The organism is Halomonas sp. DP4Y7-1, assembly GCF_019800705.1.
GTDB classification, from domain to species: Bacteria; Pseudomonadota; Gammaproteobacteria; order Pseudomonadales; family Halomonadaceae; genus Halomonas; species Halomonas litopenaei_A.
On the sequence record NZ_JAHVKS010000010.1, the window covers coordinates 33,137 to 59,273 of the forward strand.

General features: G+C 61.8%; 18 protein-coding genes. 7 read left to right on the forward strand and 11 right to left on the reverse strand.

The genetic code is table 11. The features are described 5' to 3' along the window. Positions 1 to 2 precede the first annotated feature (2 nt). From narI to KUV72_RS16980, 5 genes are all read right to left on the reverse strand, one after another. Positions 3 to 680, reverse strand: a complete 678-nt coding sequence (gene narI, locus KUV72_RS16960; protein WP_222239173.1) for a respiratory nitrate reductase subunit gamma — start codon at positions 678 to 680, stop codon at positions 3 to 5. After that, complete coding sequence (gene narJ, locus KUV72_RS16965; RefSeq protein WP_222239174.1) at positions 677 to 1,447, reverse strand: nitrate reductase molybdenum cofactor assembly chaperone; 771 nt, start codon at positions 1,445 to 1,447, stop codon at positions 677 to 679. The genes narI and narJ overlap by 4 nt, the downstream gene beginning before the upstream one ends. Continuing rightward, positions 1,440 to 2,996 (reverse strand): nitrate reductase subunit beta, encoded by a 1,557-nt coding sequence (gene narH / locus KUV72_RS16970; protein ID WP_206944733.1) that lies wholly within the window; start codon positions 2,994 to 2,996, stop codon positions 1,440 to 1,442. Before narH ends, narJ begins: the two co-directional genes overlap by 8 nt. Further along, on the reverse strand, positions 2,993 to 6,760 hold the full coding sequence (locus tag KUV72_RS16975; protein WP_222239175.1) for a nitrate reductase subunit alpha: 3,768 nt from the start codon (positions 6,758 to 6,760) through the stop codon (positions 2,993 to 2,995). The genes narH and KUV72_RS16975 overlap by 4 nt, the downstream gene beginning before the upstream one ends. 139 nt (positions 6,761 to 6,899) lie before the next feature. Further along, positions 6,900 to 9,620 carry a nitrate/nitrite transporter gene (locus tag KUV72_RS16980; protein WP_222239176.1) on the reverse strand — a complete coding sequence of 907 codons (2,721 nt, stop codon included), beginning with the start codon at positions 9,618 to 9,620 and terminating at the stop codon, positions 6,900 to 6,902. 271 nt (positions 9,621 to 9,891) lie between these two features. On the opposite strand from KUV72_RS16980, the gene KUV72_RS16985 reads away from it, so the two are divergent. Both KUV72_RS16985 and narL read left to right on the forward strand, forming a co-directional pair. Beyond that, the gene (locus tag KUV72_RS16985; RefSeq protein ID WP_222239177.1) at positions 9,892 to 11,733 is read left to right on the forward strand and encodes a histidine kinase; all 1,842 of its coding nucleotides are present in this window, start codon (positions 9,892 to 9,894) and stop codon (positions 11,731 to 11,733) included. A gap of 48 nt (positions 11,734 to 11,781) precedes the next feature. Beyond that, positions 11,782 to 12,426, forward strand: coding sequence for a two-component system response regulator NarL (gene narL / locus KUV72_RS16990; RefSeq protein WP_206944726.1), 645 nt, complete (start codon positions 11,782 to 11,784; stop codon positions 12,424 to 12,426). 123 nt (positions 12,427 to 12,549) lie between these two features. Here narL and KUV72_RS16995 read toward each other — a convergent pair whose 3' ends face one another. From KUV72_RS16995 to phhA, 3 genes are read right to left on the reverse strand one after another with little or no spacing between them, the layout of a single operon-like run. After that, entirely contained in the window at positions 12,550 to 13,740 is a 1,191-nt protein-coding gene (locus KUV72_RS16995) for an aromatic amino acid transaminase (RefSeq protein WP_222163385.1), read from the reverse strand. Beyond that, entirely contained in the window at positions 13,741 to 14,091 is a 351-nt protein-coding gene (locus tag KUV72_RS17000) for a 4a-hydroxytetrahydrobiopterin dehydratase (RefSeq protein ID WP_222239178.1), read from the reverse strand. 44 nt (positions 14,092 to 14,135) lie between these two features. Next, positions 14,136 to 15,014 (reverse strand): phenylalanine 4-monooxygenase, encoded by an 879-nt coding sequence (gene phhA / locus KUV72_RS17005; RefSeq protein ID WP_222239179.1) that lies wholly within the window; start codon positions 15,012 to 15,014, stop codon positions 14,136 to 14,138. Positions 15,015 to 15,334: 320 nt separating this feature from the next. On the opposite strand from phhA, the gene KUV72_RS17010 reads away from it, so the two are divergent. Continuing rightward, positions 15,335 to 16,891 carry a sigma-54-dependent transcriptional regulator gene (locus KUV72_RS17010; protein ID WP_222239180.1) on the forward strand — a complete coding sequence of 519 codons (1,557 nt, stop codon included), beginning with the start codon at positions 15,335 to 15,337 and terminating at the stop codon, positions 16,889 to 16,891. 10 nt (positions 16,892 to 16,901) lie between these two features. Here the strand turns inward: KUV72_RS17010 and KUV72_RS17015 are convergent, their stop codons facing one another. From KUV72_RS17015 to KUV72_RS17025, 3 genes are all read right to left on the reverse strand, one after another. After that, a complete protein-coding gene (locus tag KUV72_RS17015; protein ID WP_222239181.1) occupies positions 16,902 to 18,884 on the reverse strand; it encodes an ATP-dependent DNA helicase RecQ in 1,983 nt (660 codons plus the stop codon). 189 nt (positions 18,885 to 19,073) lie between these two features. After that, complete coding sequence (locus KUV72_RS17020) at positions 19,074 to 20,006, reverse strand: GGDEF domain-containing protein (RefSeq protein WP_222239182.1); 933 nt, start codon at positions 20,004 to 20,006, stop codon at positions 19,074 to 19,076. A gap of 308 nt (positions 20,007 to 20,314) precedes the next feature. Beyond that, positions 20,315 to 21,202, reverse strand: coding sequence for a LysR family transcriptional regulator ArgP (locus KUV72_RS17025; RefSeq protein ID WP_222239183.1), 888 nt, complete (start codon positions 21,200 to 21,202; stop codon positions 20,315 to 20,317). Between the two features lie 225 nt (positions 21,203 to 21,427). On the opposite strand from KUV72_RS17025, the gene KUV72_RS17030 reads away from it, so the two are divergent. The 4 genes from KUV72_RS17030 to cobA all read left to right on the forward strand — a co-directional run bounded on the left by KUV72_RS17030 (position 21,428) and on the right by cobA (position 25,986). Next, positions 21,428 to 22,033: a LysE/ArgO family amino acid transporter gene (locus KUV72_RS17030; RefSeq protein WP_222239184.1), complete on the forward strand. Its 606-nt coding sequence runs from the start codon at positions 21,428 to 21,430 to the stop codon at positions 22,031 to 22,033. A 241-nt stretch (positions 22,034 to 22,274) separates the two neighbouring features. After that, positions 22,275 to 23,363 (forward strand): 4-hydroxyphenylpyruvate dioxygenase, encoded by a 1,089-nt coding sequence (hppD, locus tag KUV72_RS17035; protein WP_222239185.1) that lies wholly within the window; start codon positions 22,275 to 22,277, stop codon positions 23,361 to 23,363. Between the two features lie 137 nt (positions 23,364 to 23,500). Next, the gene (locus tag KUV72_RS17040; protein ID WP_222239186.1) at positions 23,501 to 24,967 is read left to right on the forward strand and encodes a sodium-dependent transporter; all 1,467 of its coding nucleotides are present in this window, start codon (positions 23,501 to 23,503) and stop codon (positions 24,965 to 24,967) included. Positions 24,968 to 25,146: 179 nt separating this feature from the next. Then, the gene (gene cobA, locus KUV72_RS17045) at positions 25,147 to 25,986 is read left to right on the forward strand and encodes a uroporphyrinogen-III C-methyltransferase (protein ID WP_206944694.1); all 840 of its coding nucleotides are present in this window, start codon (positions 25,147 to 25,149) and stop codon (positions 25,984 to 25,986) included. The last annotated feature ends 151 nt before the right edge of the window (positions 25,987 to 26,137 follow it).

The window sequence follows — 26,137 nt, forward strand, 5'->3', positions numbered from 1 at the left end:
CCTCAGGCGCGTCGCCGCACGATTTGATAGCGGCGGCCCAGATAGCCAAGCGGGGCGCTCCAGGCGTGCACCAGACGGGTGAACGGGAAGATCAGCACGATGGTCAGTCCCACCAGGATGTGCAGGTGGTAGATGAAGCCAATGCCTTCGAGATGGGAGGCGGCACCCCCCTGGAAGAACACGATGGCCTGGGCCCACTCAGCCAGCTTGATCATCACGCCACCGTCCAGGTGGTGCGTGGCGGCAGGGATGGTCAACAGGCCCAGGGTGACCTGGACCACCAGCAGCACGATGATCAGGTTGTCCATGACGCTGGAGGACGCCTTGACCCGGGGATCGGTGAAGCGGCGGTGAAGCAGCATGGCGCCACCGATCAGGCAGGCGATACCGGCAAGGCCCCCCACCAGGATGGCAAACACCTGCTTGGTGCCAGCGCTGATGAAGGGCGCGTAGACCCAGTGTGGTGTCAGCAGGCCGACCACGTGGCCGAAGAAGATCACCAGGATGCCAACGTGGAACAGCGGGCTGGCCAGGCGCATGCGCTTGGACGACAGCATCTGGCTGGAACCGGTCTTCCAGGTGTACTGACCGTGGTCGAAGCGCAGCAGGCTGCCGATGAGAAAGACGCTGCCCGCCAGGTAAGGGTAGAGGCCGAACAGCAGGGTATGCAGGTAGTTCATGACAGACCTCCAGTGGGTCGAGAGGGCATGGCATCGGGAAGACGAATGGTGTCGGGCTGGACGCTGCCACGACGTTCGGCAAGACGCCTGCCTTCCGCCGAGGTCAGTGCACAGTCCTGATCCGATTCGGCCGAGAAGCGCACGGCTTCTTCTTCCCACACGGCGTCCAGGGCAGCAGGGGTGTTGTCGGGTGACTCCTGTTCGACCGCCTCGCGATGGGCATCCACCTGATCCTCGGCGCCGATCATCGCCAGCAGCGTGCCCGTGATGAGCGCCTGATCGCACTGCTTGCTCTCCAGGCGGGCGGTCAGCAGGGCCAGGATATGGCTGACATCGCCGATCCAGCTGGCGATGTCGTCGGCACTGCGGGTAGACAGGAATTCCAGTAGCAGTGGCAGGTGGTCGGGTAGCTCGCGGCTGTCCAGGGCAAAGCCAGCCGCCTCGTACTCGCTGAGCAGGTCGACCATGGCCTGGCCGCGGTCTCGGGACTCGCCATGGACATGTTCGAACAGCAACAGCGAGGTAGCGCGGCCGCGGTCGAACTGGGCGACATAGGCTGCTTGAACGTCCAGCAGGCGGGCATCACGCAGGCGATCGCACCAGTCAAGCAAGGCCTGCCGGGGGGCTCCCCCCGGCAGTGGCATGGCGGCAATGGCGGCCTTGACTTCATCGATAGCCGCGATCAGCTCTCGGTCGGGATAGTCGAGCAGCCGGGCCAGGGCACGCAGGCCCTGGGCGAGTGGCCCTTGAGTGGCGGCATCAGTCATGCTCGACCTCCGGATGAGCGGGATCGTACTGCTCAACGTCGACCAGGGTGGTGGTCTGCTTGCGTCCGCCGAACAGACTGACATCGTCGCTTCCGCCCTGGCAGCCATTGCCGAAGGTGAAGCCGCAGCCGCCACGCTCCGGGAAGGCCTCGCGGGCCAGTTCGCGATGGCTGGTCGGGATGACAAAGCGGTCCTCGTAGTTGGCGATGGCCAGGTAGCGATACATCTCCTCGACCTGGGCCACGCTCAGCTCGACTTCGTCCAGTACGTCGAGGCGAGCCTCGCCATCCACGTGCTTGCCACGCATGTATTCGCGCATCGCCATCATCCGCTTGAGCGCTCGCAGCACAGGGGCTTCGTCACCGGCGGTCAGCATGTTGGCCAGGTATTTCACCGGGATGCGCAGGGACTCGACCTTGGGCAGCACGCCATCGCTCTCCACGTGACCGGCATCCACCGCCGACTGGATGGGAGAGAGCGGCGGCACATACCAGACCATCGGCAGGGTGCGGTATTCCGGGTGCAGCGGCAGCGCCAGCTGCCAGTCCATGGCCAGCTTGTAGACTGGGGACTCCTGGGCGGCCTTGATCACGTTGTCGTCGATGCCGTCACGCTTGGCCTGGGCGATGACCTCAGGATCGTGGGGATCGAGGAAGATCTCGCACTGGCGCTGGTAGAGGTCGCGGTCGTCCTTGGAGGCGGCGACGTCTTCGATACGATCGGCGTCGTACAGCAGCACGCCGAGGTAGCGAATGCGGCCGACACAGGTCTCGGAGCACACCGTCGGCTGGCCGGACTCGATACGCGGGTAGCAGAAGATGCACTTCTCGGACTTGCCGGTCTTCCAGTTGTAGTAGATCTTCTTGTACGGACAGCCGGACACGCACATCCGCCAGCCGCGGCACTTGTCCTGGTCGATCAGGACGATGCCATCCTCCTCGCGCTTGTAGATGGCACCGCTGGGGCAGCTGGCCACACAGGCAGGGTTCAGGCAGTGCTCGCACAGGCGCGGCAGGTACATCATGAAGGTGTTTTCGAACTGACCGTAGATGTCCGCCTGGATCTGATCGAAGTTGACGTCCTTGCGCCGCTTGGCGAACTCAGTGCCAAGAATCTCTTCCCAGTTCGGGCCCCACTCGATCTTTTCCATGCGCTGGCCGGAGACCAGCGAGCGCGGACGGGCCACCGGCTGGTGGCGCCCCCGCTTGGCCTGGTGCAGGTGCTGGTAGTCGAAGGTGAACGGCTCGTAGTAGTCGTCGATCTCCGGCAGGTCTGGGTTGGCAAAGATGTTCGCCAGCACCCGCCATTTGCCGCCGATACGCGGCTCGATGGTGCCGTCCTCGCGGCGTAGCCAACCGCCTTTCCAGCGGGCCTGGTTTTCCCATTCCTTGGGGTAGCCGATGCCCGGCTTGGTCTCGACATTGTTGAACCAGGCGTACTCCACGCCTTCACGGCTGGTCCACACGTTCTTGCAGGTCACCGAGCAGGTGTGACAGCCGATGCACTTGTCGAGGTTGAGCACCATGCCCACTTGTGAACGGATCTTCATTTCACTGCCTCCTGAACGCTGTCCTGTCCTTCCCCGTCCAACCAGTTGACGTGCTTCATCTTGCGCACCATGACGAACTCATCGCGGTTGGAGCCGACGGTGCCGTAGTAGTTGAAGCCGTAGGCCAGCTGGGCGTATCCGCCGATCATGTGGGTCGGCTTGGGGCAGACGCGGGTGACCGAGTTGTGGATGCCGCCGCGGGTGCCGGTCACTTCGGAGCCGGGCACGTTCACGATGCGCTCCTGGGCGTGGTACATCATCGCCATGCCGTTCTTGACCCTCTGGCTGACGACGGCGCGGGCGGCAATGGCGCCGTTGGCGTTGTACAGCTCGATCCAGTCGTTGTCCTCGACGCCGATGGCGCGGGCGTCATCCTCTGACAGCCAGACGATGGGGCCGCCCCGGGACAGGGTCAGCATCAACAGGTTGTCGGAATAGGTGGAATGGATGCCCCACTTCTGGTGCGGGGTGATCCAGTTCAACGCGATTTCCGGGTTGCCGTTGGGACGCGGCATCGCCATGGCCTTGGTGGCCTTGGTGTCGATGGGCGGACGGTAGACCAAGAGACTTTCGCCGAAGTCACGCATCCAGGCGTGATCCTGGTAGAACTGCTGGCGGCCGCTCACGGTACGCCAGGGGATCAACTCGTGAACGTTGGTGTAGCCCGCGTTATAGGAGACATGCTCGTCTTCCAGGCCTGACCAGGTCGGGCTGGAGATGATCTTGCGCGGCTGTGCCACCACGTCGCGGAAGCGGATTTTCTCTTCTTCCTTGGGAATCGCCAGATGGGTATGGTCCCGTCCGGTAATCTTCGACAGCGCCTCCCAGGCCTTGACCGCGACCTGGCCGTTGGTCTCCGGTGCCAGTGACAGGATCACCTCGGCGGCGTCGATGGCGGTCTCGATGCGCGGCTGCCCCTTGGCCGGGCCGTCCAGCTTGACGTGATTGAGGCCGCGCAGCAGTTCGACCTCCTTCTCGGTATTCCAGCTGATGCCCTTGCCACCGTTACCGATGCTTTCGAGCAGTGGTCCTACCGAGGTGAAGCGCTCATAGGTCTCAGGGTAGTTGCGCTTGACTTCGACCAGGCTCGGCATGGTCTTGCCGGGCACCGGCTCGCACTCGCCGCGCTTCCAGTCGAGCACCTCGGGCTGGGCCAGCTCGCCTGGGCTGTCGTGCTGCAGCGGCAGGGTGACCAGGTCGGTTTCCTCGCCCAGGTGGCCGGGGCAGACCTCGGAGAACTTCTTGGCGATGCCCTTGTAGATATCCCAGTCGCTACGCGCTTCCCAGGCCGGATCGGTAGCGGCGGTCAGCGGGTGGATGAAGGGATGCATGTCCGAGGTGTTGAGGTCGTCCTTCTCGTACCAGGTCGCGGTGGGCAGCACCACGTCGGAGTACAGGCAGGTGGTGGACATACGGAAGTCGAGGGTGGTGAACAGGTCCACCTTGCCTTCCGGGGCTTCCTTGTGCCACGTGACTTCCTTGGGCATGGCTCCACCGGACTCGCCCAGGTCCTTGCCCTGCAAGCCGTGACGGGTGCCCAGCAGGTACTTGAGCATGTACTCGTGGCCCTTGCCGGAGCTGCCCAGCAGGTTGGAGCGCCACACGAACATGTTACGCGGGAAGTTCTGGGGGTTGTCCGGGTCTTCGGCGGCAAAGGTAAGTCGTCCTGCCTTCAGCTCGTTGACCGTGTAGGCGGCGGTGGACATGCCGGCCTCAAGCGCGGGGCCCGCCAGTCGCAGCGGGTTGATCCCGAGCTGAGGAGCGGAGGGCAGCCAGCCCATGCGCTCGGCGCGCACGTTGAAGTCGATCAGGCTGCCGTCGTACTTGCTGGGGTCGGCCAGCGGTGACAGCAGCTCCTTGACCTCGAGCTTCTCGTAGCGCCACTGGCTCGAGTGGTTGTAGAAGAACGAGGTGCCGTTCATCTGGCGCGGCGGACGCTGCCAGTCCAGACCAAAGGCCAGCGGCAGCCAGCCGGTCTGGGGCCGCAGCTTTTCCTGCCCCACGTAGTGGGACCAGCCACCGCCGGACTGACCGATGCAGCCACACAGCACCAGCATGTTGATCAGACCACGGTAGTTCATGTCCATGTGGTACCAGTGGTTCATCCCGGCACCGACGATGATCATGGAGCGACCTTGGGTCTTGTCGGCATTGCTGGCGAACTCGCGGGCGATGCGAATGCACTGGCTGGCCGGCACGCCGGTGATCTTTTGCTGCCACGCGGGGGTATATGGACGCAGCTGGTCCAGCGAGGTGGCGCCGTCGTCCTCGCCGTCAGCACCAAGGCCACGGTCGATACCGTAGTTGGCGCACATCAGGTCGAACACGGTGACGGCCAGCACTTCCTTGCCGTCTGCCAGGGCCAGCTTCTTGGCCGGCAGGCAGTGGTGCAGCACCTCGTTGCCTTCGACATGGTCGAAGTGCTCGTGGGCGATACCGCCGAAGTAGGGGAAGGCCACCTTGGCGACGCTGTCATGGGCATCGGCCAGGGACAGGCGCAGGTCGACCTTCTGGCCGTCGGCGTCGAGTGACTCAAGGCTCCACTTGCCTTTTTCCTCGCCGCCATTTTCCCCCCAGCGGAAGCCGATGGAGCCACGGGGCACGACCAGCTGATCGCGCTTCTCGTCCCAGGCGACGGTCTTCCACTCGGGATTGTTGTCCTGGCCAAGCGAAGCATCGAAGTCAGCCGCCCGTAGCTGCTTGCCGGGCGCGTAGCTGCCGTCTTCCCGGGGCTCCAGCGCCACCAGGAAGGGCATGTCGGTGTAGCGCTTGACGTAGTCGGTGAAGTAAGCGCTGGGGGAGTCGAGGTGGAACTCCTTGAGGATGACGTGGCCCATGGCCATGGCCAGAGCCGCGTCGGTGCCCTGCTTGGCGGACAGCCACTCGTCGGTGAGCTTCGACACCTCGGCGTAGTCCGGGGTGATGGACACAGTCTTGGTGCCCTTGTAGCGCACCTCGGTAAAGAAGTGAGCGTCCGGCGTGCGGGTCTGGGGCACGTTGGAGCCCCAGGCAATGATGTAGCCAGAGTTGTACCAGTCAGCGGACTCCGGCACGTCGGTCTGCTCGCCCCAGGTCTGGGGGGAGGCCGGCGGCAGGTCGCAGTACCAGTCATAGAAGGACAGGCAGGCTCCGCCGATCAGCGACAGATAGCGGGCCCCGGCGGCGTAGGAGACCATCGACATGGCGGGAATCGGTGAAAAACCGATGATGCGGTCGGGACCGTAGGTCTTGGCGGTGTAGACGTTGGCCGCAGCGATCAGGGTCTGGGCCTCGTCCCAGTCGGCGCGAACGAAGCCGCCCATGCCACGGGCACGCTTGTACTGGTTGGCCAGGACCGGATCTTCGACGATGGAGGCCCAGGCCTCCACCGGGTCTTCGTGCTTGTCCAGCGCCCGTCGCCACAGGCTGACCAGCTCCTGACGGATCAGCGGGTACTTGAGGCGGTTGGCACTGTACAGGTACCAGGAGTAGCTGGCGCCACGCGGGCAGCCACGTGGCTCGTGATTGGGCAGGTCGGCGCGGGTGCGGGGGTAGTCGGTCTGCTGGGTTTCCCAGGTCACCAGGCCATTCTTGACGTAGATCTTCCAGCTGCATGAGCCGGTGCAATTCACCCCGTGGGTGGAGCGCACGATCTTGTCGTGCTGCCAGCGAGCGCGATAGCCATCTTCCCAGTCGCGGGTCTCTTCCCTCGTTTCGCCATGTCCATTGGCGAACTGGGGAGGACGCTTGGTCAGGTATCTCAGCCGATCGAGAAAGTGACTCATGGGGGGTCTCCTCAAAGGCCCCCTTGCGGGGGCCATGCTAGGCGGTCCTTATGGACTCGAATGTCACGGTCTGGTGGAGTCTTGAAGCTCAGAGCTAGCTCTCAACGTCAGCACTGAACGTCAGCCTTGAATATCAGTGCTATGCGTCCGAACCCTCTTTGGAATGGTCCTTGCTGCGGCCCTTGCAGGCAGGCCCGGCGTCCAGATTGAGTTCGATTTCCGCGCCCTTGCGGCTGTAGTAGAACCAGGTCAGGGCGGTACACAGCAGGTAGAAGACGATGAAGCCAAGCAGGGCGGCTTCCGGTCCGCCTGTCAGCGAAATCGAGGTGCCGAAGGACTTCGGGATCAGGAAGGCGCCGTAGGCGGCGATCGCCGACGTGAAGCCAATGGTGGCGGCCGATTCGCGCTCTGCATGGACCAGCTGTTCAGCGCTGGTCAGGTTGGGCATCAGACGCGGCACTTCCTTGCGGAAGATCGACGGAATCATCTGGAAGGTGCTGGCGTTGCCGACGCCAGTGGCGAAGAACAGCAGCATGAACGAGGCGAAGAAACCGTAGAACGCCATCGGCATGGTCTTGTTCATCAGGAAGAACAGCACGCCGATGACCCCGGCGATCATGGTCAGGAAGGTCCAGAAGGTGACCCGGGCGCCGCCGAAGCGATCGGCAAGACCGCCGGTCCAGGCACGGCTGAGGGCGCCGACAAACGGGCCGAGGAAGGCATACTGCAAGGCGTCGATGGCCGGGAACTGGGTCTTCGTCAGCAGCGGGAAGCCGGCAGAGAAACCAATGAAGCTACCGAAGGTGCCGGTATAGAGGATGCACATCAGCCAGTTGTGCTTGCGCTGGAAGATGACCGACTGTTCCTTGAACGAGGACTTGGCGCTGGCGATGTCGTTCATGCCGAACCAGGCGGCAACGGTGGCGATAGCGATGAACGGCACCCACACGAAGCCGGCATTCTGCAGCCACAGCATGCCGCTGTCGGACAGCGGTTGGCCGTCTCCGGTAAACATCACGAAGCTGCCGGTAGAAATCACCACGGGGACCAGGAACTGCATCACCGATACGCCAAGGTTGCCAAGACCGGCATTCATGGCCAGTGCCTTGCCTTTCTCGCGCTTGGGATAGAAGAACGCGATGTTGGCCATGCTGGAGGCAAAGTTGCCGCCACCGAAGCCACACAGCAGGGCAATGATCGCCATCACCAGGTAGGGGGTGTCAGGGTTCTGTACCGCAAACCCGATCCACAGTGCCGGCAGAATCAGTGAGGCCGTGGAGAAAGCGGTGAAGCGACGCCCGCCGAAGATCGGCACGGTAAAGCTGTAGAAGATGCGCAGCGTAGCGCCGGACAGTCCAGGCAGGGCGGCCAGCCAGAACAGCTGGTTCGGGCTGTAGTCAAAGCCCACCTGGGGCAGTTTGGCTACCACCATGGACCACACCATCCAGATGCTGAAGGCCAGCAGCAGACAGGGGATCGAGATCCATAGGTTGCGACTGGCAATCTTGCGGCCGGTGGTCTGCCAGAACGACTCGTCTTCCGGGCGCCAGTCCTGCAGCACGAATTTGCTGGGGGTAGAAAGCTCCGGCAGATCGGTGGATTCGCAGCGGTCGCGAGCCTCGATGCGTTCGGCTTTACGGATCGCGTGATGCATCCACAGCAGCGCTGCGGCGACCACGACGAACATCAGCATGAAGCAGCTCTGCCAGATGCCGATGACATCGTTGAGCATGCCGAAGGTCAGTGGCAGGAAGAAGCCGCCGAGTCCGCCTACCATGCCTACCGCGCCGCCCACCAGACCCACGCTCTTGGGATAGTAGACCGGGATGTGCTTGTACACGGCGGCCTTGCCCAGGGACATGAAGAAGCCCAGCACCATGGTCAGCAGGATAAAGCCGACCAGGGGCATGGCGAAGGTGAATTCGACCGGGCCACGCACTCCGTCGATGGTGTATTGGGTGGGCGGATAGCTCAGCAGGAAGGTGCAGATAACCGAGGCCAGGAAGGTCCAGTACATCACCCGACGAGCGCCGTAGCGGTCCGACATCCAGCCGCCGAGGATGCGGAACAGCGAGGCTGGGATCGTGTACAGCGCCGCGACGATGCCCGCCGCGCCCAGGCTGAGGCCGTAGACCTCGATCAGGTAGTGGGGCAGCCACAGGGCGAGGGCCACAAAGCCGCCGAAGACGAAGAAGTAATACAGCGAGAAGCGCCACACGCGCAGATCGGCCAGCGGCGCAAATTGCTCGGACAGCGGCTGGCGCACGGCGTTGCGGGAGCGACTGCCGGGATCTTCCTTGGCCAGCACAATGAAGGCGACGCCCATGATGGCCATGACGGTGGCATAGACCAGCGCGGTGCTCTTCCAGCCCAGTGCCAGGAGCAGGAAAGGGGCGCCAAAATTGGTCACGGCAGCGCCCACGTTACCGGCGCCAAAGATGCCCAGAGCGGTACCCTGGCGTTCCTTCTCGAACCAGGCGGAGGTGTAGGCGACGCCGACGATGAACGAACCACCCGCAAGGCCGATACCCAGTGCGCCGACCAATAGCATCGAATAACTGTTGGCAAAGGTCAGCAGATAGACGCAGGTGGCCGTGATCAGCATCAGCAGGCCGAACACCCAACGGCCACCGAAACGGTCAGTCAGTACGCCGAGGAATAGACGGCTAATGGAGCCGGTCAGCACCGGTGTGGCCATCAACAGGCCGAGTTGAGTGTCAGAAAGACCAAAGTCTTCCTTGATCTGAATGCCGAGAATCGAGAAGAGAGTCCAGACGGCGAAGCAGAGAGTGAAGGCCAGGGTGGCCAGACCTAGCGCTTGATTCTGCTGACGCCGCGGTACGGAGTCATGTTGAAGCATATGCTTTCCTCAGAAGGGGTGCCGGTTTGTCCCCTTAAACATTGCTACAATGTATCTGCAAGGCACTTGATTGTGATCAACAGAATGGGAGGGTATATCCAGCGTCGTTGATCTCTTACCTCCATGGGGGTATGCGGGTGTTTTTAAGAGATTCGTCACGTATCATCTGCCTCGAAACATAAATGAGACATTCTGATATTGGTTAGGTGATAACTCTCTTGATCTGGGTCAATAGAAGTGGGTGGTGGAAGACAAGACACGAGGGGCAGCCATGAACGGCGCCTTTTACCTGCGCCGCTCTCTAATGCTGCGCATGCTGGTCGCGATGGCCGCGATTGCCTGTCTGGCGCTGGTCAGTCTGCTGGGCTCGATCGTTATCGCCCAGAGCGCGGGTGGCTACGCTGATGCCATCAATCAGGCTGGGTCGCTGAGGATGCAGGCCTACCGATTGCTGTCGACCAGTGAATTGCTGCCTGCCGACCATCCCCGGCGCCGTTGGCAGCAGGAACAGATGGAAGCCACTCTTGCCAGCCCAGCCATTGTCAGTCTGATTCCTGGCGATGTGGATGACCCCCTGAGAGATGCCTATGACAGAGTGGTCGAATGCTGGCACGAAAACCTGCGACCCAATATCCATGCCTTTGACGGCGGCAATGCCTTTCGCCTCGATGACCAGGTGGCAGAGTTCGTCGATAAAGTGGATATTCTAGTTGGGAGTCTGCAAAAATATGCGGAGTCTAAGGTGGTCTTTCTGGAAGTTTTTCAGGGTGTGTCGCTGACCATTCTTGTTGTTTTTATGGTGATGGTGGTGTACAGAATTGTGTGTGGCGTCATGCCGCCTTTTAGAGATCTTATTCGTGTGGTAAATGGTGTAATGGTGGGTGACTTCTCCGGTAGAACGACCTACCGTGGGAATGACGAGCTTGGCCTCTTGTCGCGTACGATCAACAAGATGAATGCCAGTCTTTCGGAAATGTATGGGCAGCTCGAAAAGCGAGTGGCGGCCAAGACGCATGAGTTGAAGCGCAGTAATGATGCGCTGCGGATGCTTTACCTGACGGCGCGACGTTTGAATGGCGTGACGCCATTGACCCGTGAGGAACTTGAAGACGTCCTGCGTCAATTGGAGGCGGTCACCGACGAGGGACCGTTCGAGCTGAGGCTCACTACCGGTGGGGCCGGCAAGGAAATGATTCGCCTTGTGCCTCGGCCCGCGGCCCATCATCAAGCCGAGACTGCGACAGCGCGATCGGAGTCGTGCAGTCGCATGACATCTTCTCCATCGCCAGGCAGCGGCAATGAGTATGCGGTGCGCGTGCGCGAGGCAGGGCGCGACTTCGGCGAACTGCGGGTCCAGCAGCCCCCTGGGCACATGTTGGCACAGTGGAAGATCGAGCTGGTCGAGACCGTGGCAGGGCTGATCGCAGCGGCCCTGTCATTGTCGGAAAAGTCCGATGAGCAGCGCAGGCTGGCGCTGATGGATGAGCGCGCCGTCATTGCCAGAGAGCTACACGATTCCCTGGCGCAATCATTGTCCTACCTGAAGATTCAGGTGACGCGATTGCAGATGCAGCTGGACCAGCAGCGCCACGAACAGGTCGCGCAAGTGGTGGCCGAGCTGAGGCATGGGCTGAACTCCTCCTATCGTCAGCTGCGAGAACTACTGAATACCTTCCGTCTGCGCATCCACGAGGCGGGCCTGGAGGCGGCGCTGGATGAGACGGTGCAGGAGTATTCCAAGCGGGGCGACTTCGAGCTGACCTTGAAAGGGCAATGGAGCGGGCTTGCGCTGACGCCCAACGAAGAAATTCATGTACTGCAGATCGTGCGCGAGGCGTTGTCCAACGTGGCGCGCCACGCCAGGGCCCGCCACTGTACGGTCAGTCTTGCCGCAGAAGAGACGGGGCATTATCAGCTGTCGATCAAGGACGATGGGGTCGGTATCGGTCCCCAATCAGATCCATCCATTTCCCATGGGATGGCCATCATGGAAGAGCGGGCGAGGAGCCTGAGTGGAAAGCTCTCGGTCAATGGCATCAAGCCATGTGGCACCGTGGTGACCGTCCGCTTTCTGCCGCGCCTGCTGGTACAGCTACCTGTCGCGGTCAGCTGAACGTGTCGTCCGGCATAGGTCGGATGCACTCACTCAGGAGATTTGGCAATGAGCATGCTTCGATTGATGATCGTGGACGATCACCCTCTCTTTCGGCGTGGCGTTCGCCAGCTGGTGGACATGGACCCGAGCCTGGTGGTGGTGGGCGAGGCCTCCGACGGTGCGGAAGCGGTGCGCAAGGCGATTGACCTTCAGCCCAATCTGATCCTGCTGGACCTCAACATGCATCCGATCGACGGGATTGAGGTGCTGAGGCGGATGCGTGACGCTCGGGTCAAGAGTCGTATCGTGATTCTGACCGTATCCGATGCCGACGATGATGTGGTGCGGGCGCTCAAGGAAGGTGCCGACGGCTACTTGCTCAAGGACATGGACCCGGAAGAGGTGCTGCGCTTGATTCGCGAGGCTGCGCAGGGGCAGGTGGTGCTGGGGCCGCAAATGGCGTCCTTGCTGGCCAGCGTGGTCAAGGGCGAGCTGCCGGCGGGGGGCGACGATGGCATGTCCTGCCTCACCGCGCGAGAGCGAGATATCCTGCGCACCCTGGCCCGGGGGCTGTCCAACAAGATGATCGCCCGTGAACTCGACATCGCCGAGGGCACCGTCAAGGTGCACGTCAAGCACCTGTTCAAGAAGCTGGACCTGCGCTCCCGAGTGGAAGCGGCGGTGTGGGCGACCAAGCATGGCCTGGGCTGACAGGCGCTACTGGCATTGCTGCGCCGAACTGCATACGACAACGCCCGGGCTGGACCCGGGCGTTATCGCTTTCTCCAATGACGCCTTACCGCTTAGCGGTAGTGGCTAGGCGTCAGTGGTGTGTCAGCTATTGACCGCGGCAACCGCCTTGGCTAGGTAGGGCAGGTTTTCCTGAGAGAAGCCCGCCACGTTGGCACGGCCGGAGCGCACCATATAAATGCCAAACTCATCGCGCAGGCGATCCACCTGTTCCGGTGACAGACCGGTGTAGGAGAACATGCCACGCTGCTCGGCAATGTGCGCGTATTTCTCGCTCAGCCCGTAAGGCTTCAGTGCTTCGACGAAGTCGCGACGCAGGGTGTTGATGCGGTCACGCATTTCCGTGAGTTCCTCACGCCAGACGCCAGCGAGCTCGGCCGAGTGCAGAATTTCGGCGACGATAGCTCCGCCGTGGGCGGGCGGGTTGGAATAGTTCTCGCGGGCGACAATGGCGATTTGCGAACGAACGTTTTCCATCTCTTCGTTGTTCTTCGCGACCACGATCAGCGCACCGGTACGCTCGTTGTAGATGCCGAAATTCTTCGAGCAGGAGCTGGTGATCAGCACATTGTCGAGGTTCTCGGCCAACAGGCGCACGGCGTAGGCGTCTTCATCCAGGCCTTCAGCGAAACCTTGATAGGCGAAGTCCACCAGCGGCAGCAGGTCACGTTCCTGCAGCACCTCCAGCACCTGTTGCCACTGCTCGTGGTTCAGGTCAAAGCCGGTCGGGTTGTGGCAGCAAGCGTGCAGGACCACCACGTCGCCCTGAGGAATCTGCTTCAGGGCCGCCAGCATGCCGTCGAAGTCGAGACGGTTGTCGGCATCCACGTAGGGGTACTTGTGCAGTGCGATACCGGCGGCGGTAAAGATGCCGTGGTGGTTTGGCCAGGTGGGGTCGCTGACCCAGATGCCCTTGCCAGGCAGCTGGCTGGCAACGAAGTCGGCCGCCAGACGCAGAGCGCCGGTGCCACCGGGAGACTGGGTGGCACTGGCACGCCCAGCTTCCAGCACCGGTGAGTCCTGGCCCAGCACCATGGGCAAGACCACGGCACCGTACTCGGGAGCACCGTGTGAGCCGATGTAGGTCTTGGTGGTCTCGTTGTTGAGCAGCAGGGCCTCGGCCTCCTTGACCGCACGCATCACCGGAGTGTTGCCCTTTGCATCGCGGTAGACGCCGACGCCAAGATCGACCTTCTGGGGATTGGTGTCCTTCTTGAAGGCCTCGATGAGCCCGAGGATGGCATCCCCGGGAACCCGCTCAATCTTCTCGAACATTTAACTTGCTACCTCGTCGGTTCTAGCCGCTAGGATGAAATCGTTCTTGTGCAGGCCCTTCATTTCGTGGGACCACCAGGTCACGGTGACCTTGCCCCACTCGGTCAACAGCGCCGGATGGTGACCAGCCTCTTCAGCGATCTCGCCGACGCTGTTGGTGAACGCCAGGGCCTGCTTGAAGTTGCGGAAGCGATAGCTCCGCTCCAGTTGCATGATGCCATCGCGCTCGACGATCTGCCACTCGGGCAGCTGTTTTTGCCAGCTGGCGATCTCGCTCTCGCTGGCATGAGGGGCGTCCCAGCGGCAGGCTTCGCAGGATTGTTGTGACAGGGACGATGGGTGTTCGCTCATGGGATAGCTCCAAATGCTAGTGGTAGGGCAGAAATTGCCGGTCGTCAGGCGCGGGGTGTCCGCGCCTTGGGCGTGAACAGTGGGGCAAAGAGTCCTAGCGCCTTGGCCTGTTCCACCAGCGCCATCAGGTCCTGCTGGGCCAGTGTCTGGAGGTCGTCAAGACTGTCGAGAACATAGTAAAGCGGTTGCAGGATGTCGATGCGGTAGGGTGTACGCAGTGCCTCGAGGGCATCGAAACGATGCGTGACCGGTGCGTCGGAAAGCGCGTGGAGCGTCTCCCGTGGCGATGAAATGATGCCTCCCCCATAGATGCGTCGGCCCTCTGGCGTGTCCACCAGGCCGAATTCAACCGTCATCCAGTAGAGCCTGGCCAGATACACCCGATCCTTGGGCTCGGCTGCCAGGCCCAACCGCCCGTAGGTGGCGGTGAACTCAGCGAAGGCCGGATTGGTCAGCATGGGGCAGTGGCCAAAGATCTCGTGAAAGATATCCGGCTCCTTGAGGTAGTCCAGCTCTTCCGGGGTGCGGATGAAGGTCGCGACGGGGAAGCGCCGGTTGGCCAACAGCTCAAAGAAGGTATCGAAGGGGATCAGCGCCGGAACTGCGGCGGTCCGCCACCCCGTGGCGTCGTCCAGCACCCGATCTATCGCATCGAGCTGCGGGATATGATCGGTGGGCAGGGCAAGGCGCTCCAGCCCCTCCAGGTACTGGCGGCAAACACGCCCTTCGATCAGCGCCAGTTGACGCTCCATCAAGGTCTGCCAGGTGCGGTGCTCCGTCTCGCTCCAGTGGATCTTGCCATCATGGTCAGGAGTGTGGGCCTCGTAGGCCGTCGCTTTGCCAGAGACGGACGCATCCGCGGAGTGGTTCGAAGGAGAGTGAAGTGAGCCAACGAGAGGCGAGTGCGTAGACGGTGCGCTCATGGCGCCTCCAGATAATGGTGAGCGGAAAAGGCGAGTGTTGTCCTGCAACAGAGTGTCGGTCGAGTGCAGGCCATGTGCGAGGTGGGTGTGGTAGAGAAACCGGGTCGATCTGGTGACGAAGGGGAGGCGAGTGTAAGAAAAACGTGACAGCAGGGCCGCAATGGCGCTAGACGATGGCCACAGCTCGACCAAAGAGGCAGGTCCCGTGGGCAATGACTTCGATAAGCTGTAAGGAAAACGTGACAATGGAGGTCGGACGCCGTGACAGCAAACTTCTGCCCGTGGGTCTTCTGCCTATCGATAAGGAGCGCTAAGCCAGCATGCGCCTGAGAGTACATTGCCAGAACCGCGTCGGTATCCTGCGTGACATCGTGTCCCTTCTTGCCGACTACGGCGCCAACGTGGCGCGTGGCGAAGTGGGTGGCGAGCGTGGCAATGCCATCTATCTCCACGTGCCATTGCTGCTTAACGCGCAATGGGTGACGTTGAAGCCTCGCCTGGAAGACGTGTCTGGCGTCTTTGGCGTGCGCAAGGTCAGCCTGATGCCGAGTGAGCGTCACCAGCTTGAGCTCGAGGCGCTGCTTTCATCGCTGACAGACCCGGTCATGTCCATCGACATGGAGGGGCATCTGGTCGCGGCCAACCGCGCGGCGAGTCAGCTGCTGGGGGTGCGGGTAGATGAAGTGCCCGGCTTGTCCCTGGATCGATATCTGCCGGACTGTGACTTGCCCGATGTGATTCGGCGCAACAATGCCAGGGTCAACGGACTCAGAGTCCGCCTGAAGAACGCCACCTTTCTAGCCGATATCGCTCCGCTGCACCGTGAGCATCATGACGATGTCGAGTCATTGGCGGGGGCGGTGGTGACACTGCATAGCGCTGATCGCATTGGCGAGCGGATCTACCAGATACAGCGCCAGGAAATGCGCGGTTTCGAGGCGATGTTCACCGCAAGCCCCCGGCTTGCATCGCTGATTCATGAAGCTCGTCGAATGGCGCCGCTGGATGCCCCGCTGCTGATCTTCGGTGAAACAGGCACCGGCAAGGAGTTACTGGCGCGGGCGTGTCATCTGGCCAGCCCACGTGGGCAGGCACCCTTTATGGCCTTGAACTGCGCTGGCCTGCCGGAGTCCATGGCCGAGACGGAGCTGTTTGGCTACGCACCGGGGGCCTTCGATGGCGCCAGGCCAGAGGGCAAGCTGGGCCTGCTGGAGTTGACCTCGGGCGGTACCATCTTCCTCGATGAAGTGGGAGAGATGAGTCCGCGCCTTCAGGCCAAGCTGCTGCGGTTCTTGCAGGACGGCGGCTTCCGTCGAGTCGGCGCTGACGAAGAGACCTACCTTGATGTGCGGGTGGTGTGCGCCACTCAGCAGGACCTGCTGTCGCTATGCGATCAGGGGCTGTTTCGCCAGGATCTCTACCATCGCCTGAACGTGCTGTCCTTGAACGTACCGCCATTGCGAGACTGCCTGGACGGGATTCAGGCGTTGGCAGAGCATTTCGTCGACCGCGCTGCCCGTCAGATTGGCTGCCCGCTGCCCGAGCTTTCCGGCGCCGCTGTCGCGCGAATGGCCGGCTACGACTGGCCTGGCAATGTGCGACAGTTGGAAAACGTGCTGTTCCAGGCGGTATCGCTGTGTGAAAGCGGTCGCATCGAGCCGGAGCACCTGCGCTTGCCTGAGGGGCCGGCCTCTGGCGATCTGGACGGCATCGAGCTGGATGGCACCCTCGACGATATTCTGGCCGACGTGGAGCGTCGGGTGCTGGCCGCGCTGTATCCGCTGCATCCCTCCAGCCGGCAGTTAGCACGGCGGCTTGGCGTCTCCCACACCACCATTGCCAACAAGCTGAAGCGTTACGGGCTGGGGGGCACCTGAGCAGAGCGTGTCAGGATCCGATGACCTGGATCACGGCGGCACGCACCTGGGGATAGTGAACCTGTTCGTGACTTGCAAAGCCGGCGAGTTTACGCGCCTTTGCCTGACTTAGCGCAGGACTGACGATGCCACACAGAAAACGTGTGGCCAGTTCAGCGTCCAGCTTTCTGGGCGGTTTCGTTGCGCTCAGCGCGTCCCCTAATTCCGTCAACCAGGTACGCAGGGTTTGTTCATCGGCCGGCTTCGTCGGCGAGGCGGCGCTCAGGCTCGCCCGCTCCCCGCGGCAGGCCGAGCAATGTCCGCACGTTCTTGGCGCGTTGCTATCTCCAAACCAGTCCGCAAGACCAGCGCTGATGCAGGTGCTGGATTCGAATAGGGCCAGCATGGCCTCCAGGCGCTGAAGCTCCATGTCGGCACGGGTCACGAACTGCTGATGGAGTTCGCTGGCCAGATGCTGAGAGTCCACGTCGGACAGGACGCTATACACCTCAGTGATCTGCTTGCTCTCGAGACGAATCCACTGTTGCTGGTCGAGATAGTCCAGTGCCTTCAGCACTCTTGCCCGGGAGGTATCCAGGCCTCGCGCCTGGCCAAGCTGGTACAGGCGTTCAAAGTCCAGGCGATACCAGCTGCGCCCCTTGTCGGACGCCTCGATGATGGCCGACAGGAAAGCCCCTCTTTCTCCAGGGAAGCGAGCGAGAAGCGCTTCCTGCTCAATCTCGAGGCGAAAACGGTACTCGGCAAAATAGCTGTGGCTGGCGCGGATGATGCCCATCAGCTCTAGCTTGACCAATAGCGTCTTCAGCGGCAGTTCGCGAATATCCGTTTGCCGCGATAATGCATTGAGCGATAGCTCCCAGGTACCCGGCGCCGCCGCCAGATCATCCAGTACCGCCTGGATGCCTGCCCGGGGTGGTACATCGCCATGGACGAAGTTCTCGAGCACAGGGAGGCTCTCTCGACCGGCGAGCATCAGGCACTCGGCGCGGGCACCGTCGCGGCCTGCTCGACCAATTTCCTGACTGTAGTTTTCAATGGATTTGGGCAGGTCGAAGTGCACGACGCAGCGAATGTCTGACTTGTCGATGCCCATACCGAAGGCAATCGTGGCAACGATGATCGGTAACTGGCCCGACATGAACGCCGCTTGAAGCTGGGCGCGGGTGTCTGCGTCGAGGCCCGCGTGGTAGGCAGCCGCTTCCAGGCCGGCGGTCTTGAGATAGGCGGCGAGCCGCTGTGCACTTTGCTGTAGCGTGACATAGATGACGGTGCTGCCATGTTCCCCATGGGCCTGGTCGCGCTGGGCGATCAGCCAGCGGGCAAGATATAGGGGCCGTTCATCGGCGGGCACGGGAGCGATGGTGAGGTCGAGGTTCGCGCGATAAAAGCCTGTGGTGATCACGTCTTCACGGGCAATGGAAAACGCGGCCCGCATGTCGTCAATCACCTTGGGCGTGGCGGTAGCGGTCAGCAGCAGCACCTGAGGGATGCCGAATTCATGACGGTAGTGCGGCAGCTTCTGGTAGTCGGGTCTGAAGTTGTGTCCCCATTCCGACAGGCAGTGCGCTTCATCAATGACCAGTAACGATACCCGTACGTCCTGCAAGAAATGGCGAAAGCGCTCATTCTTCAAACGCTCGACCGATACCATCAGCACACGCAGGTGGCCTGATCGAGCCGCCGACATGACCTGCTGCGTTTGCTCTGGCGATTGACTGGAGTCGATGCTGGCAGCAGCGATACCGCGCTGTTGCAAGGACGCGAGCTGGTCTTGCATCAGCGCCAGTAGCGGCGACACGACCAGCGTCAGATGAGGAAGGTGCAGGGCGGGCAACTGATAGCACAGTGACTTGCCGGAGCCGGTAGGGAAAATGGCGGCAGCGCTGCGACCCGCGACAAGGGCGTTGATCGTCTCGCGCTGGCCGGGACGAAACTCACGATATCCAAAGACCGATGCCAAGGTGTCATCGATGCGGGGAGAGGCAGAAGGCAATATGGGTAGTCTCTAATATGTGGCCTTGTCACCCAGCGGACAGGGAGGGGTGACGCGGCGGTATTCGCAGGGTGACAGGCTACCGTGTTGTGGGCCGTGGATGAAGTACAGGTTGGCAGTCGGCCCGCAGCAGTGACACCGTGGGAACACGCTGGGCAACACTCGCTAGCGTACAGAAAGGGCCGAGGGTTAATCGCTACGCTGTGGGCTCCAGCGCTGGATGACCCGGTTTCGCCCCTGCTGTTTCGCCTCCACCAGGTTGGCGTGCACCTGCTGCATCAGTTGGGCGCCGGTGACTCCTCTCTGATAGTCGCTGACCCCCACGCTGACCGTCACCTTGTGCCGGCCGATACCGAAGTCATGGCGTGAGATGTTCTCGCGCAGGCGCTCCGCCAGCTCGCGCCCCCGGCCGGCGGGGGTCATGGGCAGCAGCAGGGCGAATTCATCGCTGCCCATGCGCGCCAGATAGTCCTCCTGACGTAGCTGGCTGGAGGCCAGCGCGGCGATCTGGCAGAGCACGCGATCGCCAAGCCCTCGCCCCCAGGTGTCGTTGATCAGGGCGAAATGGTCCAGGTCGACGAACAGCAGGGATAGCGGCACGCCGTGGCGGTTGGACATGGACGCTGCCTTGTCCAGTTGGCTGACCAGCGAGCGTCGATTGGCCAGTCCTGTCAGCTCATCGGTGCCAGAGAGGTAGCGCAGGCGCTGCTCTTCCGCGACCTGATCTTCGATGTCGATGAGCAGCCCATGCCACAGAATGCTGTCGTCACGGCGCTCCGGCAGGGCCTCCAGGGAGTACCAGTGGGGGTTGAGTTCGCCCACGGGCAGGCGCAGACGAGTGGACACGGGAGACAGCCAATGGGCGGAATGTTCGATGGCGCGGATGAATTCTCCGTAGGCTTCCCCCAGCAGATCGCCGAGGCGCTGGCGCACGTCATTGACAGTGGTCAGGGGAGCGAGCCGTCGGGTCATCGGGTCGTCGCCAGTCAAGGCCGGAAGCTGCAGACGACCCCTGGCGTCACGTTGAAGAGTGAAGAGCACGCCGGGTACGCGCTGTAGGCAAGCAAGACGCTGCGCATCGGCATGCGTCTTGGTCGCGGAAGTGTTAGCGCAGTCATCCATGGTCAGGCAGTCCTTGGCCGCAGGAAGAGTGATCAACCCGAGGTATCGGGCTTAACTCACCATCTTAAGGACTAGCCGAAAGGGGTATATCAGCCTTAAGGGCTAAGAAAAGACGACGTTTTTCTGCACTTACAGTTGCACGGTATCTTGGTGCTACGGTCGACAGTGACAAATGTGTATGTAATACAATGTTTTACATGAGTTTCTGGCGACGATCCCAGGCGCGCTACGAGGCTCGTCAGCGCCAATTCGGCTGTGCTGTTGCAGTAGTCACTAGGCACGTTCTCGTGCTCCGTCCTTCCTAAGGCTTAGGTAAGAGGAATGAGGTGATGGTCTGCAGCCTGTGCCAATTGATGTCCCAGGCGTTCCAGTGGATCGCCACCGTGGCGCCAGAAATGCCAGAACAGCGGCACATCGAGATGCCAGCCGTCGACCACGTCGACCAGCGTTCCCTCAGCCAGCTCTCGCCGGGCTTGAATGTCCGGCACCAGACCAAAGCCCAGACCCGCCTTGGCCAGTCCTAAGAATCCCTCGACGCTGGCACAGCGATGGTGAGGGAAGGGCCCGGTGACGCCCTGGGCATCCAGAAAACGGTGCTGAAGCTGGTCGTTGGGGCCAAAGATGATGGCCGGGCAGTGCTGCAGTGCCTCTGCGGTAGCGCCTCGAGGACAATGGCGTGCAAGAAAGTCGGGGCTCGCCAGCGCTCGGTAGCGCATGGCACCGAGTGAAATGACGCGTGCTCCCTGTACAGGGGTGTCGCTGGCACACAGGCAGGCGGCGACTTCCCCCTTGCGCATGCGCTCAAGCCCCACGTCCTGGTCTTCAATGACCAAATCGAGGGTGATGGCCTGATGCTTGAGATAGTCGCCCACCGCCTGGGGCCACCAGGTCGCCAGGCTATCAGCGTTGATCGCGATGCGCAGCTGTCGATAGCCGACGGTCAGCGAGGGCGCCTCCTCGACAAGCTCCGCCTCAAGCAGGCGAACCTGCTGGACGTGGTTGAGCAGGCGCCGGCCCAGCCCGGTGGGGGTAGGGGGCGTGCCGCGGATCAGTACGGGCTGTCCCAGGCGTGCTTCCAATAGCTTGACGCGCTGTGACACGGCGGACTGTGTCAGTCCCAGCGCTCGGGCGGCGCGTTCAAAACCCTGATGCTCGAGTACCGCGGCGAGGGCATTCAATAACTTGTAATCGAGCATGGGTCTCCCTGGAAGCGTCGCTGCGACATTAGAATTTCTAATGAGGTAGTCGGATAAGTTGTTTCTCTAATTCTAGCGCGCTCCTTACCCTTGTCTACCTGGGTGGCTTGCACCCGGATCTATATGGCTTTCGTTGCGCGGCATGCCGGCCTTGTCGCGCCCCGCCTTGCTTGACTTGGCGATGGATGCGATCAGCGGTGTTGCCCTTGATAAGGAGTTTTCGGCATGTGGTTGTCAGTGTTGCAAGGCGTGGTAACTGGCGCAGGCTTGATCATCGCGATTGGCGCGCAGAACGCCTTTGTCCTGGCCAAGGGGCTTCGGCGCCAGCACATCTGGTGGGTTGCCGGCATCTGCGCCCTGTGCGATGCGCTATTGATCGGTCTGGGGGTTCTCGGGCTCGGCGCACTGATTGCCCAGAGCGAGGGAGCGATGTGGCTGGCGCGTATCGGAGGTGCAGGGTTCCTGGTCTGGCAGGCGTGGCTGGCCTTCAAGCGCGTCATGCATCCGCGAGGGCTGAAAGCCAGCAGGGACGCCAGCACCACGTTAGGCAGCGTGATTGTGGCCACCTTGGCAGTGACGCTGCTGAATCCCCAGGTGTATCTCGACACCCTGGTGATGCTGGGAGCCATCGGCTCACTGCAGGACAGCCCGTTGGGCTTCTACATGGGGGCGACCCTGGCATCGTTCACCTGGTTTTTCGGATTGGTAGCACTGGCCCGCGCGCTGGCGCCTCGGTTGACCAGTCCACGCGCCTGGCAGTGGGTCGATGGCGCTATCGCGGCGGTGATGCTGTTGGTGGCGTGGCAGATCCTCATCTTGGATCCCGCCTAGTGCCAGGTCGTCAACTGTCAGCGTTCCATGACGGCCTGTCACGCTAGCGTTACGCAGGGCCTGCGCAAGACTGAGGGCTGTCAGGCCAGCGCTACACCCGGCGGCTCTTCAGGGGAGCCTGGGCCGCCAGACAGCTGGCAGCCCGCCGCTCGGAGGCATGTGGCTCAGAGGAGGGGGCGCCTAGGATAGATGCATGGGTTCGGCTCTTACGAACACCACCATGACACTATCGGAGGCACACATGACCGCAGTAGCTCCCATTGACATACATAACCCTATCGGCACCCATGGTTTCGAATTCGTTGAGTACAGTGCTCCCGACGCGGAAGGAATAGCGGCCTTGCGTGAGCTGTTCGTGGCGATGGGGTTCACGGAGACCCGGCGCCACCGCAGCAAAGGCGTCAGTCTGTTCCAGCAAGAGGGCGTCAATTTTGTACTGAACGCGGAACCTGACAGCCATGCGGCGCGCTTCGCCCAGCAGCATGGGCCCGGTGCCTGCGCCATGGCATGGAAGGTCGCTGATGCCCGACAGGCGCTGGATTACGCGGTGGAACGAGGGGCGCGTCCCGTTGATGTCCCGGTGGGGCCTGGGGAAGTGGGTATTCCTGCCGTGGAGGGAATCGGAGGTTCGCTGCTCTACTTTGTCGACGAGCGAACCGATGAGCACAACAGAACCATCTACGACATTGACTTCGAAGCCATCGAGGGGCGCTCAGCCAACGACAATAGCGTCGGTCTGCGCTACCTCGACCATCTGACTCACAATGTGGAGCGGGGGCAGATGGATCCGTGGGCAGATTTCTATACCCGGATCGCCAACTTTCGTGAGAATCGCTACTTCGATATCGAGGGCAAGAAGACCGGATTGCATTCCCGGGCCATGACAGCGCCCTGCGGCAAGATGCACATTCCGATCAATGAATCAGCCGACGATAACTCCCAGATCGCCGAGTTCATTCGCGAGTACAAGGGGGAGGGCATTCAACACCTGGCGATGGCGACAGACGATATCTACGCCACGGTGCGAGCCCTCAGGGCCAACGGCATTCGCTTCCTGTCCACACCGGATACCTACTACGAAAAGGTCGATGTGCGCGTGCCCAATCACGAAGAGCAGGTAGAGGACCTGCGCGAACTGAGCCTGTTGATCGATGGCGGGCCTGATCAGGGCGTGCTGTTGCAGATATTCACCGAGACAGTGATTGGCCCGATTTTCTTCGAGATCATTCAGCGCAAGGGCAACGACGGCTTCGGTGAGGGCAACTTCAAGGCGCTGTTTGAATCCATCGAGGAAGACCAGATCCGCCGAGGTGTGCTCGACGCCGATTGAGCACGGGCCTGCCCAAGCGCGACAAAATCCGTCACAATGGCGCGCTGGCCTCCACCCTGATTCGGCCACAGGCTGACGTGGAGGACGCCACCGCCATGGTGGGCAAACAATAGTGCGCAAGCGATCTCTGGTGATTCATGACAACCAACGAACCCTCTCGTACTCAGTGGCTTGGCCGCTGGGGCTTCGTTCTGGCCGCTACCGGCTCTGCCGTCGGTCTGGGCAATATCTGGAAGTTCCCCTACATGACCGGAGAGTATGGCGGAGGGGCCTTTGTACTGGTCTACCTGGCCTGCATCTTGTGCGTCGGCGTGCCCATCATGATGACCGAGATTGCGCTCGGTCGTCGTGGTCGAGGTAGTCCCATCGATGCCATTCGGCGCGTTGTCACCGAGTCGGGCCGCAGCTCTGGCTGGTCGTTGCTGGGTTGGATGGCGATGCTCTGTGGCTTCATGATCCTGTCGTTTTATGTGGTCGTCGCGGGCTGGTCCTTTGCCTATTTGTGGAAGATGGTCTCCGGTGGCCTGGCCGGGTCCAGCGTCGACGATATGGCGGCGATTTTCGGTGCCAATAACGCCAACCCTTTCACTCTTGGCGCCTGGAGTACGTTGGTGACGGTCGCCACGATGGTGATTGTGGGCAAGGGCGTGCAGCAAGGTATCGAAAGGAGCGTGGGTTGGATGATGCCGGGGATGGTGATCATGCTGCTGGTCATGATCATTTACGGCATGTTTTCCGGAGGTTTCGGTCAGGCCGTCAATTTCCTGTTTGCCTTCAATGCCTCCAGTCTGTCCAGCGAGGGCATGCTGGCGGCCATGGGCCATGCCTTTTTCACCCTGTCCCTGGCCTCCGGTGCCATTCTGACCTATGGCAGCTACCTGCCGCGTCGCGCCTCCATCGGCCGCACCACCCTGACGGTGGCGATTGCCGACACGCTGGTGGCGTTGATGGCTGGCCTGGCGATCTTTCCCGTCATCTTCGCCAATGGCATGGAGCCCAACAGCGGGCCGGGGCTGATCTTCATGAGCCTCCCATTGGCCTTTCAGGCGATGCCACTCGGCACGCTCTTCGGCATCCTGTTCTTCATCATGCTGTCCATGGCCGCCCTGACATCGTCCATCTCCATGGTCGAGGCAACCGTGTCATGGCTTGCCGATAACAAGGGGGTCAGCCGTAAGGCTGCCGCCTGGGGGACCGGCATTGTGCTATGGGTGATCAGTACCCTGGCGATGCTCTCTTTCAACGTTGGCGCCGACTGGACGCTGGCAGGCAAGCACTTCTTTGACTGGCTTGACTACCTGACATCGCGACTGATGATGCCGCTGGGTGGTCTTGGCATGGCGCTGCTGGCTGGCTTCGTACTCAAGAGTCAGGCGGTGAAGGACGAGTTGAATCTGCCGACCGGCATCTACGCGCTGTGGCTGTTCATGGTGCGTTATGTGAGCCCGCTGGCCATCCTGGTGATCTTTGTGGATGCGCTGGGTCTGGTGGCCGTGGACTTCGGCGCCCACTGGCTGTGGCTGGTACTGATTCTGCTGGTCCTGACCCTGGCCGGTGAACTGGTAAGCCCGCGACTGCGTCGCAGCATGCAGGCCAGCGACTAGGGCAACGCTCACACGTCGCAGCCATTTGCGGCATGAGCACAAGACGCCGTGACGTGTCAGTCGTCGCGGCGTCTTTCGTTTTGATGGAAGTATGGGAATAAGAACTGGATGATTGATTCCATTATGGCATAATGGCGCCTTGTCGCCGTCCGTATGTCCTGACGTTGGAGTCGCATCCCATGAGTCACAATCCCTTGCCGAATCGAAGCCCGTTCCCGGCAGGCAGCGTCAGTCTGGTAGGGGCTGGGCCCGGCGATCCTGAATTGTTGACGCTGCGAGCGTGGCGGCGGATCGGCGAGGCCGAGGTCGTCTTGCATGATCGTCTGGTGAGTCCGGAGATCCTCGAGCTGGTGCCGGAGACGGCTGAGCGCTACTACGTCGGCAAAGCGCGCTCGGATCACAGTCTGCCCCAGGAAGATATCAATCTGGCGCTGGTCAAGTGGGCCCGCGAGGGCAAGCGCGTGGTCAGGCTGAAGGGGGGCGATCCCTTTATCTTCGGGCGAGGCGGTGAGGAGCTTGAAACGCTGGTGGAGGCTGGGGTGACGGTGGAAGTGGTGCCCGGCATCACGGCGGCCTCCGGATGCAGCGCCTACGCAGGCATCCCGCTGACCCATCGTGACCATGCTCAGTCGGTGCGGTTCATCACTGGGCATCTCAAGGAGGGCGGCTGCGAGCTGGATTGGCGGGCCCTCGCCAGCCCCGGGCAGACGCTGGTGTTCTACATGGGACTGGGCAGTCTTGAGCATATCAGCCATGGGCTTGGGGCAGCAGGACTGGCGTCTGACACGCCAGTAGCGCTGGTAGAGCAGGGCACTACCCAACGTCAGCGCGTCCATCTGACCTGTCTGGGTGATTTGCCGACATTGAACGATCGGGATATTATTCGTCCGCCCACCTTGATTATTGTTGGTAGCGTTGTGTCGCTGCACAAACAATTAGCCTGGTTCGATAATGCGCAAGCGGGGAGCAGTGGGTGGATGCATGGCAAGCATCCGTCGCCCCGGGAACGCTCGGATTGAGCGCGCGCCTTTGCTGGAGATGTCGCACCAGGCAACGAACCCCGCGCAGCGCGGGCTAGCTGAGGTCAAGATGATGTTCTCCCATTTGCGTAAACGTCGACGCTTTGCGCGATCGACCCAGGCCGCCTGGGCGGCCGCTATCCTGCTGTCG

Coding starts and splice junctions, on each gene's coding strand:
- KUV72_RS16975 (WP_222239175.1), bottom strand. CDS start 6,760: ATGAGTCACTTTCTCGATCGGCTGAGATACCTGACCAAGCGTCCTCCC.
- KUV72_RS17000 (WP_222239178.1), bottom strand. CDS start 14,091: ATGAGCGAACACCCATCGTCCCTGTCACAACAATCCTGCGAAGCCTGC.
- KUV72_RS17020 (WP_222239182.1), bottom strand. CDS start 20,006: ATGGATGACTGCGCTAACACTTCCGCGACCAAGACGCATGCCGATGCG.
- narH (WP_206944733.1), bottom strand. CDS start 2,996: ATGAAGATCCGTTCACAAGTGGGCATGGTGCTCAACCTCGACAAGTGC.
- narL (WP_206944726.1), top strand. CDS start 11,782: ATGAGCATGCTTCGATTGATGATCGTGGACGATCACCCTCTCTTTCGG.
- KUV72_RS16995 (WP_222163385.1), bottom strand. CDS start 13,740: ATGTTCGAGAAGATTGAGCGGGTTCCCGGGGATGCCATCCTCGGGCTC.
- KUV72_RS16985 (WP_222239177.1), top strand. CDS start 9,892: ATGAACGGCGCCTTTTACCTGCGCCGCTCTCTAATGCTGCGCATGCTG.
- KUV72_RS17030 (WP_222239184.1), top strand. CDS start 21,428: ATGTGGTTGTCAGTGTTGCAAGGCGTGGTAACTGGCGCAGGCTTGATC.
- KUV72_RS16980 (WP_222239176.1), bottom strand. CDS start 9,620: ATGCTTCAACATGACTCCGTACCGCGGCGTCAGCAGAATCAAGCGCTA.
- narJ (WP_222239174.1), bottom strand. CDS start 1,447: ATGACTGATGCCGCCACTCAAGGGCCACTCGCCCAGGGCCTGCGTGCC.
- hppD (WP_222239185.1), top strand. CDS start 22,275: ATGACCGCAGTAGCTCCCATTGACATACATAACCCTATCGGCACCCAT.
- KUV72_RS17040 (WP_222239186.1), top strand. CDS start 23,501: ATGACAACCAACGAACCCTCTCGTACTCAGTGGCTTGGCCGCTGGGGC.
- cobA (WP_206944694.1), top strand. CDS start 25,147: ATGAGTCACAATCCCTTGCCGAATCGAAGCCCGTTCCCGGCAGGCAGC.
- phhA (WP_222239179.1), bottom strand. CDS start 15,014: ATGAGCGCACCGTCTACGCACTCGCCTCTCGTTGGCTCACTTCACTCT.
- narI (WP_222239173.1), bottom strand. CDS start 680: ATGAACTACCTGCATACCCTGCTGTTCGGCCTCTACCCTTACCTGGCG.
- KUV72_RS17025 (WP_222239183.1), bottom strand. CDS start 21,202: ATGCTCGATTACAAGTTATTGAATGCCCTCGCCGCGGTACTCGAGCAT.
- KUV72_RS17010 (WP_222239180.1), top strand. CDS start 15,335: ATGCGCCTGAGAGTACATTGCCAGAACCGCGTCGGTATCCTGCGTGAC.